The organism is Pseudoduganella sp. GW821-FHT12E03, assembly GCF_058807115.1.
This window is the reverse complement of the sequence record NZ_JBXAQJ010000001.1, coordinates 24170-39730: the sequence shown is the minus strand read 5'-3', so window position 1 is coordinate 39730 and position 15561 is coordinate 24170. Positions and strand designations below refer to the sequence as shown.

At 63.8% G+C, this 15561-nt stretch carries 11 protein-coding genes; 3 read left to right on the top strand and 8 right to left on the bottom strand.

What is annotated here, in order from left to right:
• Positions 1-49: 49 nt before the first annotated feature.
• Both ligD and AC1RRC_RS00150 read right to left on the bottom strand, forming a co-directional pair.
• On the bottom strand, positions 50-2770 hold the full coding sequence (gene ligD / locus AC1RRC_RS00155) for a DNA ligase D (RefSeq protein WP_493053210.1): 2721 nt from the start codon (positions 2768-2770) through the stop codon (positions 50-52).
• Between the two features lie 71 nt (positions 2771-2841).
• Positions 2842-3312: a cache domain-containing protein gene (locus AC1RRC_RS00150; protein WP_493053209.1), complete on the bottom strand. Its 471-nt coding sequence runs from the start codon at positions 3310-3312 to the stop codon at positions 2842-2844.
• 181 nt (positions 3313-3493) lie between these two features.
• Here AC1RRC_RS00150 and AC1RRC_RS00145 point away from each other — a divergent pair, with 181 nt between their 5' ends.
• Positions 3494-4267, top strand: coding sequence for a substrate-binding periplasmic protein (locus AC1RRC_RS00145; protein WP_493053208.1), 774 nt, complete (start codon positions 3494-3496; stop codon positions 4265-4267).
• Between the two features lie 16 nt (positions 4268-4283).
• Here AC1RRC_RS00145 and AC1RRC_RS00140 read toward each other — a convergent pair whose 3' ends face one another.
• The 6 genes from AC1RRC_RS00140 to AC1RRC_RS00115 form a co-directional block, all read right to left on the bottom strand.
• Complete coding sequence (locus AC1RRC_RS00140) at positions 4284-6107, bottom strand: sensor histidine kinase (protein WP_493053207.1); 1824 nt, start codon at positions 6105-6107, stop codon at positions 4284-4286.
• 94 nt (positions 6108-6201) lie between these two features.
• Positions 6202-7656 carry an efflux transporter outer membrane subunit gene (locus tag AC1RRC_RS00135; RefSeq protein ID WP_493053206.1) on the bottom strand — a complete coding sequence of 485 codons (1455 nt, stop codon included), beginning with the start codon at positions 7654-7656 and terminating at the stop codon, positions 6202-6204.
• 51 nt (positions 7657-7707) lie between these two features.
• A complete protein-coding gene (locus AC1RRC_RS00130) occupies positions 7708-10890 on the bottom strand; it encodes an efflux RND transporter permease subunit (protein WP_493053205.1) in 3183 nt (1060 codons plus the stop codon).
• A gap of 9 nt (positions 10891-10899) precedes the next feature.
• Complete coding sequence (locus AC1RRC_RS00125) at positions 10900-12159, bottom strand: efflux RND transporter periplasmic adaptor subunit (protein WP_493053204.1); 1260 nt, start codon at positions 12157-12159, stop codon at positions 10900-10902.
• Positions 12160-12270: 111 nt separating this feature from the next.
• Complete coding sequence (locus AC1RRC_RS00120) at positions 12271-13140, bottom strand: alpha/beta hydrolase (RefSeq protein ID WP_493053934.1); 870 nt, start codon at positions 13138-13140, stop codon at positions 12271-12273.
• On the bottom strand, positions 13140-13367 hold the full coding sequence (locus AC1RRC_RS00115; protein ID WP_493053203.1) for a hypothetical protein: 228 nt from the start codon (positions 13365-13367) through the stop codon (positions 13140-13142). The genes AC1RRC_RS00120 and AC1RRC_RS00115 overlap by 1 nt, the downstream gene beginning before the upstream one ends.
• Before the next feature lie 173 nt (positions 13368-13540).
• On the opposite strand from AC1RRC_RS00115, the gene AC1RRC_RS00110 reads away from it, so the two are divergent.
• Both AC1RRC_RS00110 and AC1RRC_RS00105 read left to right on the top strand, forming a co-directional pair.
• The gene (locus AC1RRC_RS00110) at positions 13541-14494 is read left to right on the top strand and encodes a LysR family transcriptional regulator (RefSeq protein ID WP_493053202.1); all 954 of its coding nucleotides are present in this window, start codon (positions 13541-13543) and stop codon (positions 14492-14494) included.
• Entirely contained in the window at positions 14491-15441 is a 951-nt protein-coding gene (locus AC1RRC_RS00105) for a D-2-hydroxyacid dehydrogenase (protein ID WP_493053201.1), read from the top strand. The genes AC1RRC_RS00110 and AC1RRC_RS00105 overlap by 4 nt, the downstream gene beginning before the upstream one ends.
• The last annotated feature ends 120 nt before the right edge of the window (positions 15442-15561 follow it).

The following is a 15561-nucleotide window of genomic DNA, read 5'->3' as shown; positions in this document are numbered from 1 at the left end:
CGCCGCGCACGCATGGCGGGTTTGACTCGGCGTCCCCGTAAAACCCGCCCTACGGCTTAAACGCCAACTTTTTCATCGCGGCCGCCAGCCCGGCCGCGCTGTCGTCGTACCCGTCCCATGGCGCATTCCCCACATCGAGCCGGGTATGGACATTGTGGACCGTCCATTGCGCGCCGCCTTTCAGCGCATCAAGTTCATCCCATGCCACCGGCACGGAAATGCCGAGTCCGGGCCGCGTGCGCACCGACCAGGCGCAGGCCGTGGTGGCGCCCCGCCCGTTGCGCAGGTAATCGATAAAGATCTTGCCGACCCGGTTCTTCGGGCCGCTTTTCAACGCAAACCGGTCCGGCAAGGTCTGCGCCACGCGCGCCACAACCGCCTGCGAAAATGCTTTGACCGTATCCCAGTCATAGTGCGGCTTGACCGGCACCACCACATGCAGCCCCTTGCCGCCGCTGGTTTTCAAGAACGCGGGCAAGCCCAGTTCCTCGAGGAAGGCATGCAGCAACTGCGCCGCTTCCCGCACCTGCGCCCATGCCACGCCCTCGCCCGGGTCCAGGTCGAACACCATGCGGTTCGGTTTTTCATAGCTGCGCGCGGTGGCGTTTTGGGTATGGATTTCCACCACATTCCATTGCGCGGCCCACGCCAAGCCCTGCTTGTCGGCCACGGCCAGCATGGCCGGGTGGGGGGGATCGAGCTTCCGGTTCAACAGTGTTAAACCCGGCAGCTTTTTCACATCGGCGTGCTTCTGGAAAAACAATTCGCCGCCGACACCGGCCGGCGCCCGCACCAGAGCCACCGGGCGGGCATGCAAGTGCGCCATCATCAAGTCACCCACCAGCGCGTAATAGCGCACCACGTCGATCTTGTGCGCGCCGCTGGTTTTATCGATCACGCGATCCGGATGCGTCACGGTGAGGTCGTCCGGCAAGTTGCCATGCAGCGGGCCGGCGCTGTCGTCGGCGTCACGGTTTGCGTCGCGGCTTGCGTTGTGGTTTGCGTTGTGGTCTGCTTCACGGTGTGCGTGGCCGTTCGCATCGCCGGTGGCGTTCGCGGCGGCCGTGGCATGGCCGCCGCGTCGCCGGCGCGCCGGCTTGGCCGCCTGCGCCAGGTCTTCGATATGGGCCGGCTGCTCACGCGTGATGGCGCGCGGCGGTTTATCCGACCGCAAGCCCTGGAATACCGCGTGGCGCACCGAACCATCCCGCGTCCATTCGCCAAAGCTGACTTCCGCCACCAGCTTCGGTTTGACCCAGTGCGCCTTTTTTGCAATCGTGCGGCCGGGCGCGAACGGGCTGGCATCCGCCGCCAGTTTTTCCAGCTGCGAACGCAAGGCCAGCAAGTTATCCGCATTGAAACCGCTGCCGACATTGCCCGCATAATGCAGCGCCCCATCCTTGCCCTGCACGCCCAGCAACAACGAACCGATGCCCTGGCGCGATCCTTTGGGGTCGGTGTAACCACCAATCACGAACTCTTGCCGCTGCCCGCATTTCAGCTTGATCCAGTCCGGCGTGCGGCGCGACACGTAAGTGGAATCGCGCCGTTTTCCGATGATGCCCTCGAGCCCCATCTTGCAGGCGGCCGCCACCATGTCGGCCGGTGGCGCGTCCAGCTCGGCGCTGTAGCGCACCGTGTCGCTGGGCCGGTCTTTCAGCACGGTGTACAGCAAGGTGCGGCGCTGCTCGAGCGGCACGTCGCGCAAGTCGTGGCCATCGAGGTAAGGCGCGTCAAACACGAAGTACACCATGTCACCGTTGCCCGCTGTATCAAACGCCTGCTGTAACAAACCGAAGTCCGGACGGCCGTTGTCATCGTGTACCACGATCTCTCCGTCATACCAGCCCTTCGGCAACGCCATCTCCGCCAGGGCGGCGCGCAGCGGCTCCAGTTTATGGGTCCAGTCATTGCCATTGCGGGTCATCAGCCTGATGCCTTTGCCATCGATGCGGGCCAGGATGCGGTAGCCATCAAACTTGATTTCAAACAGCCAGTCGTCCGGATCGGATGGCGGGGCGTCCACCAGGGTGGCCAGCGGCGGCGCCAAGGTGGCGGGCAGGCGCGCCTTGGGCAGGGCCGGCATGGCGTTCCGCGCCTCCCCCGGTTCGGCCGCGGCGGCCTGACCCGGTCTGGCCGGACGGGAGGCGCGGGAACGCCTGGCCGCTGTCTTGGGCGCTGCCCTGCCCGCGGAAGCAGTCCCGGCGGACATACCGTCCGGCATCCCCAGCGCCTTCACACTGTCCGGCATTTCATCGACCACGGAAAATTCATCCGCCGGCCTTGCTGCCTCATCTTTTTCCTTGATCAGCAGCCACGCCGGCTGCTTTTCGCCCCGGCTTTTCATGCGCACCAGCGCCCAGCGGCCATGCATTTTATGGCCGTGCAAGGTGAATTTCAGGTGGCCTTCGCGGTAGCCCTTGCGGGCGTCGCCCTCCGGCTGCCAGGTGCCCTGGTCCCAGATGATGACTTTGCCGGCGCCGTACTGGTGCGGCGGTATCGTGCCTTCGAAATCGTTATAGGCGATCGGGTGGTCTTCCACCTGCACCGCCATGCGCTTGTCGTGCGGATCGTAGCTGGGGCCTTTCGGCACCGCCCAGCTTTTCATGGCCCCGTCCAGTTCCAGCCGGAAGTCGTAGTGCAGCCGCGACGCCCAGTGTTTCTGGATCACGAACGCGCGCTGCTCTCCGCCTTCCTGGCCGCCTTCGGCAGGTTCCGGCGTGATAGCGAAGTTCCGCTTGGCCTTGTAGGTTTTCAGTGGGTCGCGCATGACGGCGATGCTACCGCCATGCGCGGTGCGCCACGGTTAGCCAGCGCACACAGCGTGGCCCCCCCGGCGGGCTATTTACCCTTGTAAATACCGGCCGCGATATACACGTCGTCGACCCGCTCGATATAGGTACTCTTCTGTTCCAGCTGGCCGGTCTTGGCGTTGGGCCACTTGTAGTCGACCCAGCCCTTGCCTTCCTTGCTGTTGGCCACTTCGCGGAACTTTTGCACGAAATTCACGCCATCGACATCACGCAAGTCGCCCAGGGTTTTGCCGACCATTTTCGCGTTGGCGCCGTGGGCAATCAGGGCGCCACCCGCTGCCGGCGACATGAACAGGTACAAGTCTTTTTCCTGGAATTGCGGGGAACGGCCATTGATTTCCGCCGCCAGCTTGTCCTTGCCGTTGGCCTTATAGAACGCCGCCCCTTTTTTCACCAGCGCCACCGCTTCGTCGGCCGTGCCGCGCTGGTCTTGCGCCACCGCCACGGCGGTTGCCGCAACGGAGATGGATAACGCCACTGCCCGCAGCCATTGGTTCATGATCCCGCCCCCCTGTGCCGTCGTTATGATTGTAAACCGGACCTTCCGGTCAATTTATACTATGGCGAGGAGTCAACGACCGCAAGCAGCGGTGCGGCGGCTGTGTCAATCCGGTCACACGGTTGCCCGCAACCGCCGCACGGCCTATATTGTTACTAAAGGTCAAGAAATTGGAGGCGCTATGGCCATGGGCCGCTGGGCATGCCGGGCTGGCGCGATTGCAGTGGCATGGTCTTGCCAGCTTGCTGTGGCGGCGCCGCCGCTGCAGCTGCGCTTTGTTGCGCAGCCGTGGCCGCCGTTCATCCATATGGAAAACGGCAAACTGACCGGGCCATTCGTCGACATCGTGCACACCGCCTGTGAAACCGTCCGCGCGCAATGCACCATCGAAATATTCCCTTGGCGGCGCGCCCTGCAAATGGTGACGGAAGGCGAAGCGGACGGGTTATTGGCCATCCTGGATTTGCCGGAACGCCGGCAACTATTCCACATGAGCCCCGCCCTGATCCGCTCCGCGTACGTCCTGTACGCGCAGCAGGACAGTACCCTGAGCGACCCGACGCCCGACTTGCTGGCCGGATACACGGTGGCCTCGTTCGGCCCCTCCGGCACATCTTCGGTCGCGGCCCGGCTGGCGCAAGCGGCGCCCAATGCCCGCTTGCAGGTGGAGATCGACAATGACACGGCGCTGCGCAAACTGCGCATGGGCCGCTACGGCAGCAAGGCCGTGGTGGTGATCAATAAAGACCTGGGCATCTGGCTGATGCAGCGGGAAGGCGATGCGGGCTTGCGGCAAGTGGGGGAAGTGCAGCAAATCACGTACCACCTCGGCTTGTCGCGCAAGCGCACGGCGCCCGCGGTGAAGGACCAGTTGATGGCGGCGCTGGAAGAGATGGTGCGTTCAGGGACGGTCTACACGATCGCGGCGCGTTACGGCATGCACGGCGTGCAGTGAGCTTGCCCCGCCGGCTTCAGCGCGGCGGGTCGGCGGGCAAGGCGTTGGCGCCGCCCTCCTGCGCCAGCGGCAGGCGCACGATAAACGTGCTGCCCTGCTCCGGCCCCGCGCTGTGGCAGGCGATATCGCCGCCGTGCAGCAGCACCAGGCTGCGCACCAGCGCCAGCCCGATGCCGAGCCCGCCCTGGCGGCGGTCGATGCCCCGGCTGCCTTGTGAAAACAAGTCAAATACGCGCGGCAGGAATTCCGCGGCGATGCCCATGCCCTGGTCGGCCACTTCGATCATCACCCATGCCCCTTGCCGCCGCACCCGCAAGGCAATCGCGCCGCCGTCATGGCTGTATTTCGCCGCGTTGTGCAACAGGTTGCAGACGATTTGCACCAGCCGCGCACAGTCGCCCAGCACCACCAGCGGCGCATCCGGCACTTCATGGGAAATGGTTTGATGGCGCGCCTCGGCCATGCAGCGCACCTGTTCCAGCGCCGCATGGATTACGTCATGCAATGCCACCGGCTCCCGTTTCAAGTCCGCGATGCCGCGCGTCACGCGCGACACATCGAGCAAATCTTCCAGCAACCGGTTGATGTGCTGCACTTGGCGGCCGATCACGGCGCTGGCGGCGCGGGCCCGTTCCGGGCTCAGGTCCGGCTTGCCCAGCAGGTGCGCGGCCACGCTGATGGGCGCCAGCGGATTGCGCAATTCATGGCCCAGCATCGCGAGGAATTCATCCTTGGCGCGGTTTTCCGCTTCCGCCTGTTCCTTGGCCTGTTGCGTGAAGTCCAGGTGGGCGCGGCGCTCCGCTTCCGCCGCCGCCAGCCGCTCCGCCACGCGGGCAAGGCGCGCGTGCACTTCCTGGAAGTCGGCGATTTCCAGCCGGGCCTCCGGCGGCGCCTTGCCCTCGCCCAGCATTTCCGCCGCCTGGGCAATACGCCGCGTGCCCTGCACCAAGCGGCGGATCATGAACAGCGCGCCGCCCATCGCGCACGCAATGGCAAACAGGAAACCAAACGCGGTCAGGGTTTTCGCCTGTACCGCGGCCTGTTCATAATCGGTCACCGGCACGCCGACGGTAACGGTCCAGCCCGACAGGGAGGAACGGTCATTGACGCCGTACATCTCCTGTCCGGCCCGGTTAAGGGCGCGGAATTCGCTTTTCTCCGGCCCCATCAATACTTTTTTCAATTCCGGCACGGGTTCGGAACCAACAAACTGTTCCGGCCGCTGGTTGCGCGCCAGGGTCACGCCGTTACGGTCGAGCACGGAAATGAGCCAGCCGGGCGGCACGCCGTCGGCCGGCAGCAGGCCCGACAGGTCGCGGGCAAACATCCACACGCCCAGCACATAACGGGTGCCGCTGCGGGCCATGACGGGGCGCTCCATCGAGACCAGGAACTGGCCGGTGGTGGTGCCGAGGATCAAGTTCGAAACGCGCGGTTTGCCGCCGGCCAGCACTTCGCGCACGTTGAGGGTGCTGACCCCGGAAGGCGGCGGCAGCGCCATGCCATAGGGCTGCACGGTATTGAAGACTTGCTGTCCGTGCTGGTCCAGCAGCGCCACATACAGGGGCTCCTGGTCCACGGCGGCCTTGGCTTCAAGATAGAACGCGGCAAAATCTTCGCGCGCCAGGCTGGGCGACGCCGCCAGCGCCTGCACGCCGGCCTGCGCCCGCATCATCTGCATATCCATCGATAGCACGGCGGCGCGCGCCAGCTCATGCATGCTGCGCATGGCCGCTTCCCGCTCGCGCGACACCAGCATGTTCAACACCAGCGCGGAAAACACGATCACCGGCGTCAGCACGACCACGACCAGCAACACCAGGTGGGTTTTGACTTTCATGGAGTGACGGCAAACACGGGGGAACCGTCACTGTAGCACGCCAGGCGCCCGAAGGCGCCTGGCGCTGCGATGCACCGCTACATGGCGTCGCGGTTTATTTCGCGCCGGCGCCGGTACTGTCCCAGCCCCCGCCCAGCGAGCGGATCAGCGCCACCGTGGTGACGGCGCGGTTGCCCCGCAATTGCACGGCGTTGCGCTCCACCTGCGCCAGGTTGCGCTGCGCGTCCAGCAAGTCCAGGTAGCTGGACCGGCCCGCCGCGTACAGCTTTTGCGCCAGGTCGGCCGAGCGGCGCGCCGACACCAGCGCATCGTCGATTTCCCGCGTCTGGCCGGACAGGATACGCAAGCCCGCCAGGTTGTCTTCCACTTCGGCAAACGCGTTCAACACGCTGCCGCGGTAGGTGGCCACGGACTCTTCCAGCGCCGCTTCGCTGCGCAACACATTATTGCTGTTGCGGCCACCGTCGATCAGCGGCATCGACATCAGCGCGCCCAGCACCCACGACCGGCTGCTCCATTTAAAGACGTCGGCAAACGCGCCGGCTGCTCCGCCGCCATTGGCGCTGATGGTCAGCGCCGGGAACATGGCCGAGCGGGCCACGCCGATGCGGGCATTCGCCGCTTCCATCGCGCGCTGCGCCGCCACGATGTCGGGACGGCGCTCCAGCAGCGCCGACGGCAAGCCGGCCGGGATCGCCGGCAGCAGCGCGCCATCCTGCAGCGGCGAGACGCCGGCAGTGAAGTTCGCCGCCGGCTGGCCCAGCAGCACGGCCAGCGCATGTTCGGTGGTCACGCGCTGACGCTGCAGCCCAATGGCTTCGGCGCGCGACGTCGCCAGTTCCGTCTTGGCGCGCGCCAGGTCGAATTCGCCAATGTCGCCCAGGTCGAAGCGGCGCTGGTTGACCTTGACGTTTTCCTCGCGCAGCCGCACGGTCTGATCCAACGTTGCCAATTCCGCATCGGTGGCGCGCAGGCGGAAGTACGCCTGCGCCACGTCGGCCTGCAGGGCCAGCAGCACGGAACGGTAATTGGCTTCCGTGGCTTGCGCATCGCTGCGGCTGGCGGCGATGTCGGACGACACGCGGCCAAACAAGTCCACCTCATAGCTGGCGGTCAAGTTGGCGCTGTACGACGTCTGCGGCGCCACCGGGCTGCCGGCCGGCAGCCCCAGCGAAGCGGCCGAGGCACGCGAACGCTGCGCGCCGACACCGACACCGACTTGCGGCATGCGCGCCGATTCGGAAATCCCGGCAATGGCGCGCGCCTGCTTGACACGGGCCGCCGCCACGGCCAGGTTGGCGTTGGCCTTGGTGGCTTCCGTAATCAGGCCGTTCAGGGCAGGATCGTTGAATGCCAGCCACCACTCGCCACGGGGCTGCTGCTCGGCAGGCTGCGCCTGTTTCCAGCGGGTGCCGTCGGCCGCAGTGACCACGCCACCGGCGCTGGCTGGCGCCGATTGCGCTTCCTTGAACGCGGCCGGCGCGCCCACGTCCGGCTGTTTGAATTCAGGCGCCGCGCACGCGGTCAGCAGCAGCGCCGCCATCAACATGGAAACTGCGGGCGCAACGCCCCTTGCAGTCATAGTCGCAGTAATACTCATTTATTTGGTCCCTTCCAGTTCCGTGGCCACTGGCGCGGCCACATGGGATTTCTTGGTCATTTTTTGCGCCAGCGTGCGCAGCAGCACATAAAACACCGGCGTCAGGAACAGGCCGAAGAAGGTCACGCCCAGCATGCCGGCAAACACCGCCACACCCATCGCATGGCGCATTTCCGCACCCGCGCCGGACGAGAACACCAGCGGCACCACGCCCATGATGAACGCGATCGACGTCATCAGGATCGGACGAAGACGCAGGCGGCATGCTTCCAACGCGGCTTGCAGCACGGTGCGGCCATGGTCTTCCAGTTCGCGGGCGAATTCCACGATCAGAATCGCATTCTTCGACGCCAGTCCCACCAGCACAAACAGCGCAATCTGGGTGAACACATTGTTATCGCCGCCCGTCACCTTGACGCCAACCAGCGCGCACAGGATCGACATCGGCACGATCAGGATCACCGCCAGCGGCAGGGTCCAGCTTTCATACTGGGCCGCCAGCACCAGGAACACCAGCAGCACGCACAGCGGGAACACATAAATCATCGTGTTGCCGGACAAGATGTCCTGGTACGTCAACTCGGTCCATTCGTAGCTGATCCCTTTCGGCAGCGTCTCCCTGGCGATTTTTTCCAGCGCGGCCTGGGCCTGGCCGGACGAAATGCCCGGCGCGGCGGCGCCATTCATTTCGGCGGCGACATACGCGTTATAGCGCTGCACGCGGTCCGGGCCATAGCTGTCCTTCAGGCGCATCAGCGACGACAGCGGGATCATTTCGCCCTTGTCATTGCGCACCTTCAGCTGGGCGATCTGCTCGGCCTGCGAACGGAACGGCGCGTCCGCCTGGACCCGCACCTGGTAGGTACGGCCAAACTGGTTGAAGTCGTTGACATACAGCGAGCCCAGGTTGATTTGCAGGGTCTGGTAAATGTTCGCCAGCGGCACACCCAGCTGTTTCGCCTTGGCGCGGTCGACGTCGGCAAACAATTGCGGCACGTTGATCTGGAAACCGGAGAACACGCCGGCCAGCTGCGGATCTTGCCAGGCCTTCATTTGCACCGCCTGTACGGCTTTATACAGTTCGTCGTAACCGAGGTTGTCGCGGTCTTCGATCATCATCTTGAAGCCACCGGTCGTACCCAGGCCATTCACGGGCGGCGGCGGGAACACCATGATGAACGCGTCTTGCACGGCGCCCATGCGCTTGTTGATTTCCGCCGCAATCGCTTCGCCGGATTCGCCCTTGCCGGTACGCTGGTGGAACGGTTTCAAGGTGGTGAACACGATGCCCGCGTTCGGCGCATTGGTAAAGCCGTTGATCGACAGGCCGGGGAAGGCCACCGACGATTCCACGCCGGGGATTTCCTTGGCGATGTCCGACATGCGGCGGATCACGGCGTCGGTGCGCTCCAGCGAAGCGGCGTCCGGCAACTGCGCGAAGCCGATCAAGTATTGCTTGTCCTGCGCCGGCACAAAGCCTGCCGGCACCAGTTTAAAGACCACACCGGCCAATGCCGCCAGCACCACGTACACCACGATGGCCGCGCTCTTGCGGCGCAACACGCCCTGCACACCGGCTTCATAGCGGGTCGATGCGCGGTTGAAGAAGCGGTTGAACCAGTTGAAGAAGCCGCCGAACACGCGGTCCATGCCACGGGTCAGCGCATCTTTCGGCGCGTCGTGCGGTTTCAGCAAGGTGGCCGCCAGCGCCGGCGCCAGGGTCAGCGAGCAGAACGCCGAAATCACGGTCGAAAACGCGATGGTCAGCGCGAACTGCTTGTAGAACTGGCCCGACAGGCCGGATACGAACGCGATCGGCACGAACACGGCGCACAGCACCAGCGCAATCGCGATGATCGGGCCGGACACTTCTTTCATGGCCTGGATCGTGGCGTCGCGCGGCGACAAGCCATTGGCGATATTCCGCTCGACGTTTTCCACCACCACGATCGCGTCGTCGACCACGATACCGATCGCCAGCACCAGCCCGAACAGCGACAGCGTGTTGATCGAGAAGCCAAAGCCCATCATGACGGCAAAGGTGCCGACAATCGAGACCGGGACCGCCAGCAGCGGGATAATCGACGCGCGCCAGGTTTGCAGGAACACGATCACCACGATCACCACCAGCGCCACCGCTTCCAGCAAGGTGTGGATCACGGCCTTGATGGATTCGCGCACGAATTGCGTCGGGTCGTACACCACGTCATACGACACGCCTTGCGGGAAGTCTTTCTTCAATTCTTCCATCTTGGCGCGCACGTCGGCCGACAGCTGCAACGCATTCGCGTTCGGCGCTTCAAAGATGCCAATTGCCACCGCTGATTTGTTATTCAGCAGTGAGCGCAAGGCGTAACTGTTCGAGCCCAGCTCCACGCGGGCCACATCCTTCAGGCGCGTCAGGGCGCCGTCGGCATTGGTCTTGACGATGATGTCGCCGAATTCCTCGACCGAATTCAGCCGGCCCTGGGTATTGACGGTCAGCTGGAATTCAGCGCCCTTGTTCGGCGTTGCGCCCACGACGCCCGCCGCCACCTGCACGTTTTGTTCGCGGATCGCCGCCACCACGTCGGACGCCACCATGCCGCGCGCCGCCACTTTTTGCGGGTCGAGCCAGACGCGCATGGCGTAGTCGCCGGAACCGAACAGGTTGACTTCACCCATGCCCTGGATACGGGACAGGTGGTCCTTGATGTTCAGCACAGCGTAGTTGCGCAGGTACAGGTCGTCGTAGCGTCCGTCCGGCGACACCAGGTGGACCACCATGGTGAGGTTCGGCGAGCTTTTAACGGTCGTCACGCCAATTTGACGCACCTCTTCCGGCAAGCGCGGCAAGGCGCGCTGCACGCGGTTTTGCACTTGCGTTTCCGCCTGCTCGACATTGGTGCCGATTTTAAAGGTGACGGTCAGCGCCAGCGCGCCATCGGACGTGTTTTGCGACGACATGTACAGCATGTTTTCCACGCCGTTGATCTGTTCTTCCAGCGGCGCGGCCACGGTTTCCGCAATGACTTTCGGGTTGGCGCCAGGGTACATGGCGCGCACCACCACCGAGGGCGGCACCACGTCGGGGTATTCGGAAATCGGCAGCTTGATAATCGATATCAGCCCCGCCACGAATATCAGGATCGACAGCACCGCCGCGAAGATCGGCTTGTCGACAAAGAATCGGGAGAATTTCATGTTCGGTCCTTATTGCTTGGCCGTGCCGGTGCTGGTTTCAGCAGCGGCGACCTTTTCATCTTTTTTCGGCGACGGTTTGGCTTGCTTCGGATCTTGCGGCGCCAGCGGGTCGTAATCCATATTGACCATTTGCGCCGTCACCGGCGCGCCGGGACGCACACGCTGCAAGCCGTTGACCACGATTTTTTCGCCCGGTTTCAGGCCGTCGCGCACCACGCGCATGCCCTCGGCAGCCGGGCCCAGTACCACAGGACGGTACTCGGCCTTGCTGTCGGCGCTGACCACGTAGACGAACTTGCGGTTCTGGTCGGTGCCCACGGCGCGCTCGTTGATCAAGACGGTTGGCTTGCCGGCGCCGGCGCCGCCCAGCTGGATGCGGGCAAACAGGCCCGGCACCAACGTGCGGTCTTCGTTGGCGAAGGTGGCGCGCATGCGCACCGATCCGGTTTGCGGATCGAGGCGGTTGTCGACGAATTCCAGCTTGCCTTCATGCGGGAAGCCGGTTTCATTGGCCAGGCCGACCTTGACGATGACGGCATGTCCCTTCTGGGCCAAGGCGCCGACACGCAAATACGTGTCTTCATCGCCATCGAAGCTGGCGTAGATCTTGTCGGTGGAGACCACCGACGTCAGCACGGCAGAACCGTCCACCAGGTTGCCCAGGGTGATTTCGGCTTTCGACACGCGGCCATTGATCGGCGACGTCACTTGCGTGTACGCCAGGTTCAGGCGCGCCGATTCCGCCTGCGCTTGCGCGGCGCGGGTATTGGCGTCGAGTTCTTTCAGGCTGGAGGCTTTTTCATCGTATTCACGCTGGGCGATGGCTTTGTCGGCCAGCAGCTTTTCCGCGCGCGTCAATTCGAGTTTCGCCAGTTCGGCCTTGGCGCGGGCCGAGTGGGCGGCCGCTTCCGCGCGCGACAATTCCGCCTGGTAGGGACGGGAATCGATCTGGAATAGCACGTCGCCTTTTTTGACTTCGCTGCCTGGTTTGAAATTGACGGCGGTAATGAAACCGGACACGCGGGAACGGATCTCCACGCGCTCGATGGCTTCCAGGCGGCCGGAGAATTCCTGGGTTTCCGTGACGGCTTTTTCCACCACGGTCGCGGCCGAGATCGGAGGACCGGCCGGCGCGGCTTCCTGGGTCTTGCTGTTAGCGGTATCGCAACCAGCCAGGGACGCGGCTGCCAAGCCTGCCACGGCCAGTGCGGCCATCATCGGCCGCACTTTGTCGGCCAGGTTGATCGAGTGGGTTTTCGGGCTTTTCATAATTTTTCCTTTTTGTATGAAAATCTTTGGGCAAAAGCGTCCCCCGCCGCGCGCGTGGCGCGGAAAAAACAGGTCGGCGGAACTGGCTGAATTCGTTAAATTCGTTAGGTACTACACCGCTGGCGGAGGGACCTCCATCCCATCCAGGCTGGCGACAAAGCCGGCGATTTCCGCCAGCGCAAAGGTTTTACAGGCACATTCGTTGCGCGCTTCCACATCGGGCAGCGGCGTCGGCGGCAAGCGGCGCACCGTGGTCTTGATGCCGCAGGCAATCAGCTTGGCGCCATATTGTTCGGCCTCATCGCGCAGCGGATCGTCTTCGGCGGACAGGATCAGCGCCGGCGGCAGGTTTTTCAGCCGGCTCGACTGCAGCGGCGAGGCATACGGATGGGTACGGTCCGCCGCGTTCGGCAGGTAGCCCCGGTATCCGGCGGCGCACACATCGGCCGCCTGCGCTTTATAGCTGCAGGTCGGCATTTCCCGCATCGACCCCGTGGTCAGCCCCGGGTCCAGCATCGGCATGATTAAAATCTGCCCGCCGAGCGCAGGACCGCCCCGGTCCCGCGCCATCAGCGTGCAAACGGCGGCCAGGTTGGCGCCGGCTTCGATGCCGGCGACCAGCATGCGTTTGCCGGTCCAGTTCAACCTGGCTTTATTCTTTTTTGCCCACAACAGCACCGCGTGCGCATCTTCCACCGCGGCCGGGAACGGGCTGGTGGTGGCCAAGGTGTAATTGCTGGCCAAGACAACATGGCGTGGATCACAGGTCACCAGGCTGCGCAGGAATTCATCGGCTTCTTCCAGGTCGCCCGCGACAAAGCCGCCGCCATGGAAAAACACGATCAGGGAATCGCGCTTCACCGCCGGCGCGTCCGCCGCGATGTAGAGCCGGGCGCCCAATGGACCGGACGCGCCCTGCACTTCCAGTTCCTTGGTTTTCAGCCGGACAGGCACGCCCTGTTCCATGGCCTGGGCCGCCATCATTGCTGCACTGCCGCAGAGGCGGACGCCGAGGCCGTCATCGTGCCATTGAAGCTGGCCGGCACCAGTTGCACCTGCCCGCCCGACACTTCATGCGTCAGGGCCATCATGCCCTGGGCTTCCGTGCGTGCGGCGGCCGCGTACTCATCCGTGACCACCATGCCGCCCAATGCCAGTGCGCTCAGCGCGATCGCGGCGATAGCAACAATTCCATCCAGACGTTTCATGGTCAACTCCTCAATTGGCAACTGGAGAAAGCAAATCTTTGTTCCAGTGCATGAACTATAAACTTGAACTAGAATCTGTTAAATATGGCAATCGCGAATTGATTGTTCAAAATTCCGAACAATCAACGTGGTCAATTGCCATGTAATAGTTGAACAATCATGGAAGTTGTCAGATGAACAAATTACAGGCCATGGAAGTGTTCGTGCAAGTGGTGGACGCCGGCGGCTTCACGCGGGCGGCGGAAAACATGCAGTTGCCGAAAGCGACCGTCTCCAACCTGATCCAGTCGCTGGAAACCGCGCTGGCGGTCAAATTGCTGCATCGCACCACCCGGCAAATCAGTGTGACGGCCGACGGCGCCGCCTACTACGAACGGTGCCTGCGCATCCTGGCCGACGTGCGCGAAGCCGAGGAATCACTGTCGCGCACCAAGCTCAGCCCGACGGGCCGGCTGCGCGTCGATGCGCCCAGCGCACTGGCGCGCGACATGCTGATTCCCGCCCTGCCCGATTTTTTCGCCCGCTATCCGGACATCACGCTGGAACTGGGCTGCTCCGACCGTCCGGTCGACTTGATCGAAGAAGGCGTCGATTGCGCGGTGCGCGGCGGCATGCTGGGCGACTCCACCCTGATCGCGCGCCGCATCGGCGCATTGAATTTCACGACGTGCGCGGCGCCATCGTACCTGGCGCGTTACGGCGTGCCGCAGCATCCGCGCGACCTGGTGCGCCACGTGTGCGTGAACTATTTCTCGGCCAAGACCGGCAAGGTCTTTGACTGGGACTTTACGCGCGATGGCGAACGCATCCAGCTGCCACTGCCGGCGCTGGTCGCGCTCAATGATTCGAATGCGTATATCGCGGCCGGCCTGGCGGGACTGGGCGTGACGCAAATGACGACCTTTGCGTTGTCCGACTACCTGGCCGACGGCCGCATGGTGCCGATCCTGACGGAATGGGCCACGGACCCGGTGCCGATCCACGTGGTGTACCCGCAAAACCGCCACCTGTCGGCCAAGGTGCGCGTCTTTGTCGAGTGGGTCGCCGATTTGTTTGCCAACCATCCGGGGATGCAGGTGGTGACGCCGCCCCCGGCAACATCCATTTCGACAGGGGCCGCCGCATGACCCACCATCTTGTTTTCCTGGACCGCGACAGCGTGATCGCCAACATCCGCCGCCCCGCGTTCGCCCATACCTGGACGGAGTATGCGGCCAGCACGGCCGATGAGGCACGGACACGCCTGCACGGCGCCACCATCGCCATCACCAATAAAGTCCCGCTGCGCGCCGACACGCTGGCGCAGTTGCCGGATCTGGAAATGATTGCCGTGGCGGCGACCGGCACCGACATCATTGACCTGGCCGCCTGCCGCGAACGCGGCATCATCGTCTCGAACATCCGCAATTACGCCTATGCCGCCGTGCCGGAACACACGTTTGCGCTGATTCTTGCCTTGCGGCGCAATTTGATGGCGTACCGCCTCGACGTGGAAGCGGGCCGCTGGCAGCAATCGGATCGTTTTTGCCTGTTCAACCACCCGATCCTGGATTTGCATGGCAGCCGCCTGGGCTTGTTTGGCTATGGCGCGCTGGGCAAGGCGGTGGCACGGATCGCGCGCGGCTTCGGCATGGAAGTCGTGGTGCATACGCGCACACCGACCGATGATCCGGATGTGACCAATGTGTCCTGGGATGAGTTGCTGCAAACGTCGGATATCCTGAGCCTGCATGCGCCATTGAATGACCAGACCCGCCACTGCATCGGCGCCGCCGAACTGGCGCGCATGAAACGTTCTAGCCTGTTGATCAATACCGCGCGCGGCGGCCTGGTCGATGAAGCGGCCCTGGCGCTGGCGCTGCAAACCGGCGTGATTGCCGGCGCGGGTTTCGACGTGCTGTCACAAGAACCACCGCCGCCCAACAACGTGCTGCTGAACCTGCGGCTGCCGCATTTCATCCTGACGCCGCACAATGCATGGGCCAGTACGCAAGCCATGCAAGGCCTGGCGGACCAGTTGATTGGCAATATCGAGGCGTTTGCCGCCAACCAGCCAGTAAATGTGGTGGGGTAAAACAAAAAAGCCAGATCGCAAGATCTGGCTTTTCTGATGAATTCTGGTGCGGCTGGCAGGAATCGAACCCACGACCCCTTGGTTCGTAGCCAAGTACTCTATCCAGCTGAGCTACAGCCG

Bases quoted from the DNA above. Each gene is read 5' to 3' on its own strand.
- ligD (WP_493053210.1), bottom strand. From the start codon at position 2,770: ATGCGCGACCCACTGAAAACCTACAAGGCCAAGCGGAACTTCGCTATC.
- AC1RRC_RS00150 (WP_493053209.1), bottom strand. From the start codon at position 3,312: ATGAACCAATGGCTGCGGGCAGTGGCGTTATCCATCTCCGTTGCGGCA.
- AC1RRC_RS00145 (WP_493053208.1), top strand. From the start codon at position 3,494: ATGGCCATGGGCCGCTGGGCATGCCGGGCTGGCGCGATTGCAGTGGCA.
- AC1RRC_RS00140 (WP_493053207.1), bottom strand. From the start codon at position 6,107: ATGAAAGTCAAAACCCACCTGGTGTTGCTGGTCGTGGTCGTGCTGACG.
- AC1RRC_RS00135 (WP_493053206.1), bottom strand. From the start codon at position 7,656: ATGTTGATGGCGGCGCTGCTGCTGACCGCGTGCGCGGCGCCTGAATTC.
- AC1RRC_RS00130 (WP_493053205.1), bottom strand. From the start codon at position 10,890: ATGAAATTCTCCCGATTCTTTGTCGACAAGCCGATCTTCGCGGCGGTG.
- AC1RRC_RS00125 (WP_493053204.1), bottom strand. From the start codon at position 12,159: ATGAAAAGCCCGAAAACCCACTCGATCAACCTGGCCGACAAAGTGCGG.
- AC1RRC_RS00120 (WP_493053934.1), bottom strand. From the start codon at position 13,140: ATGGCGGCCCAGGCCATGGAACAGGGCGTGCCTGTCCGGCTGAAAACC.
- AC1RRC_RS00115 (WP_493053203.1), bottom strand. From the start codon at position 13,367: ATGAAACGTCTGGATGGAATTGTTGCTATCGCCGCGATCGCGCTGAGC.
- AC1RRC_RS00110 (WP_493053202.1), top strand. From the start codon at position 13,541: ATGAACAAATTACAGGCCATGGAAGTGTTCGTGCAAGTGGTGGACGCC.
- AC1RRC_RS00105 (WP_493053201.1), top strand. From the start codon at position 14,491: ATGACCCACCATCTTGTTTTCCTGGACCGCGACAGCGTGATCGCCAAC.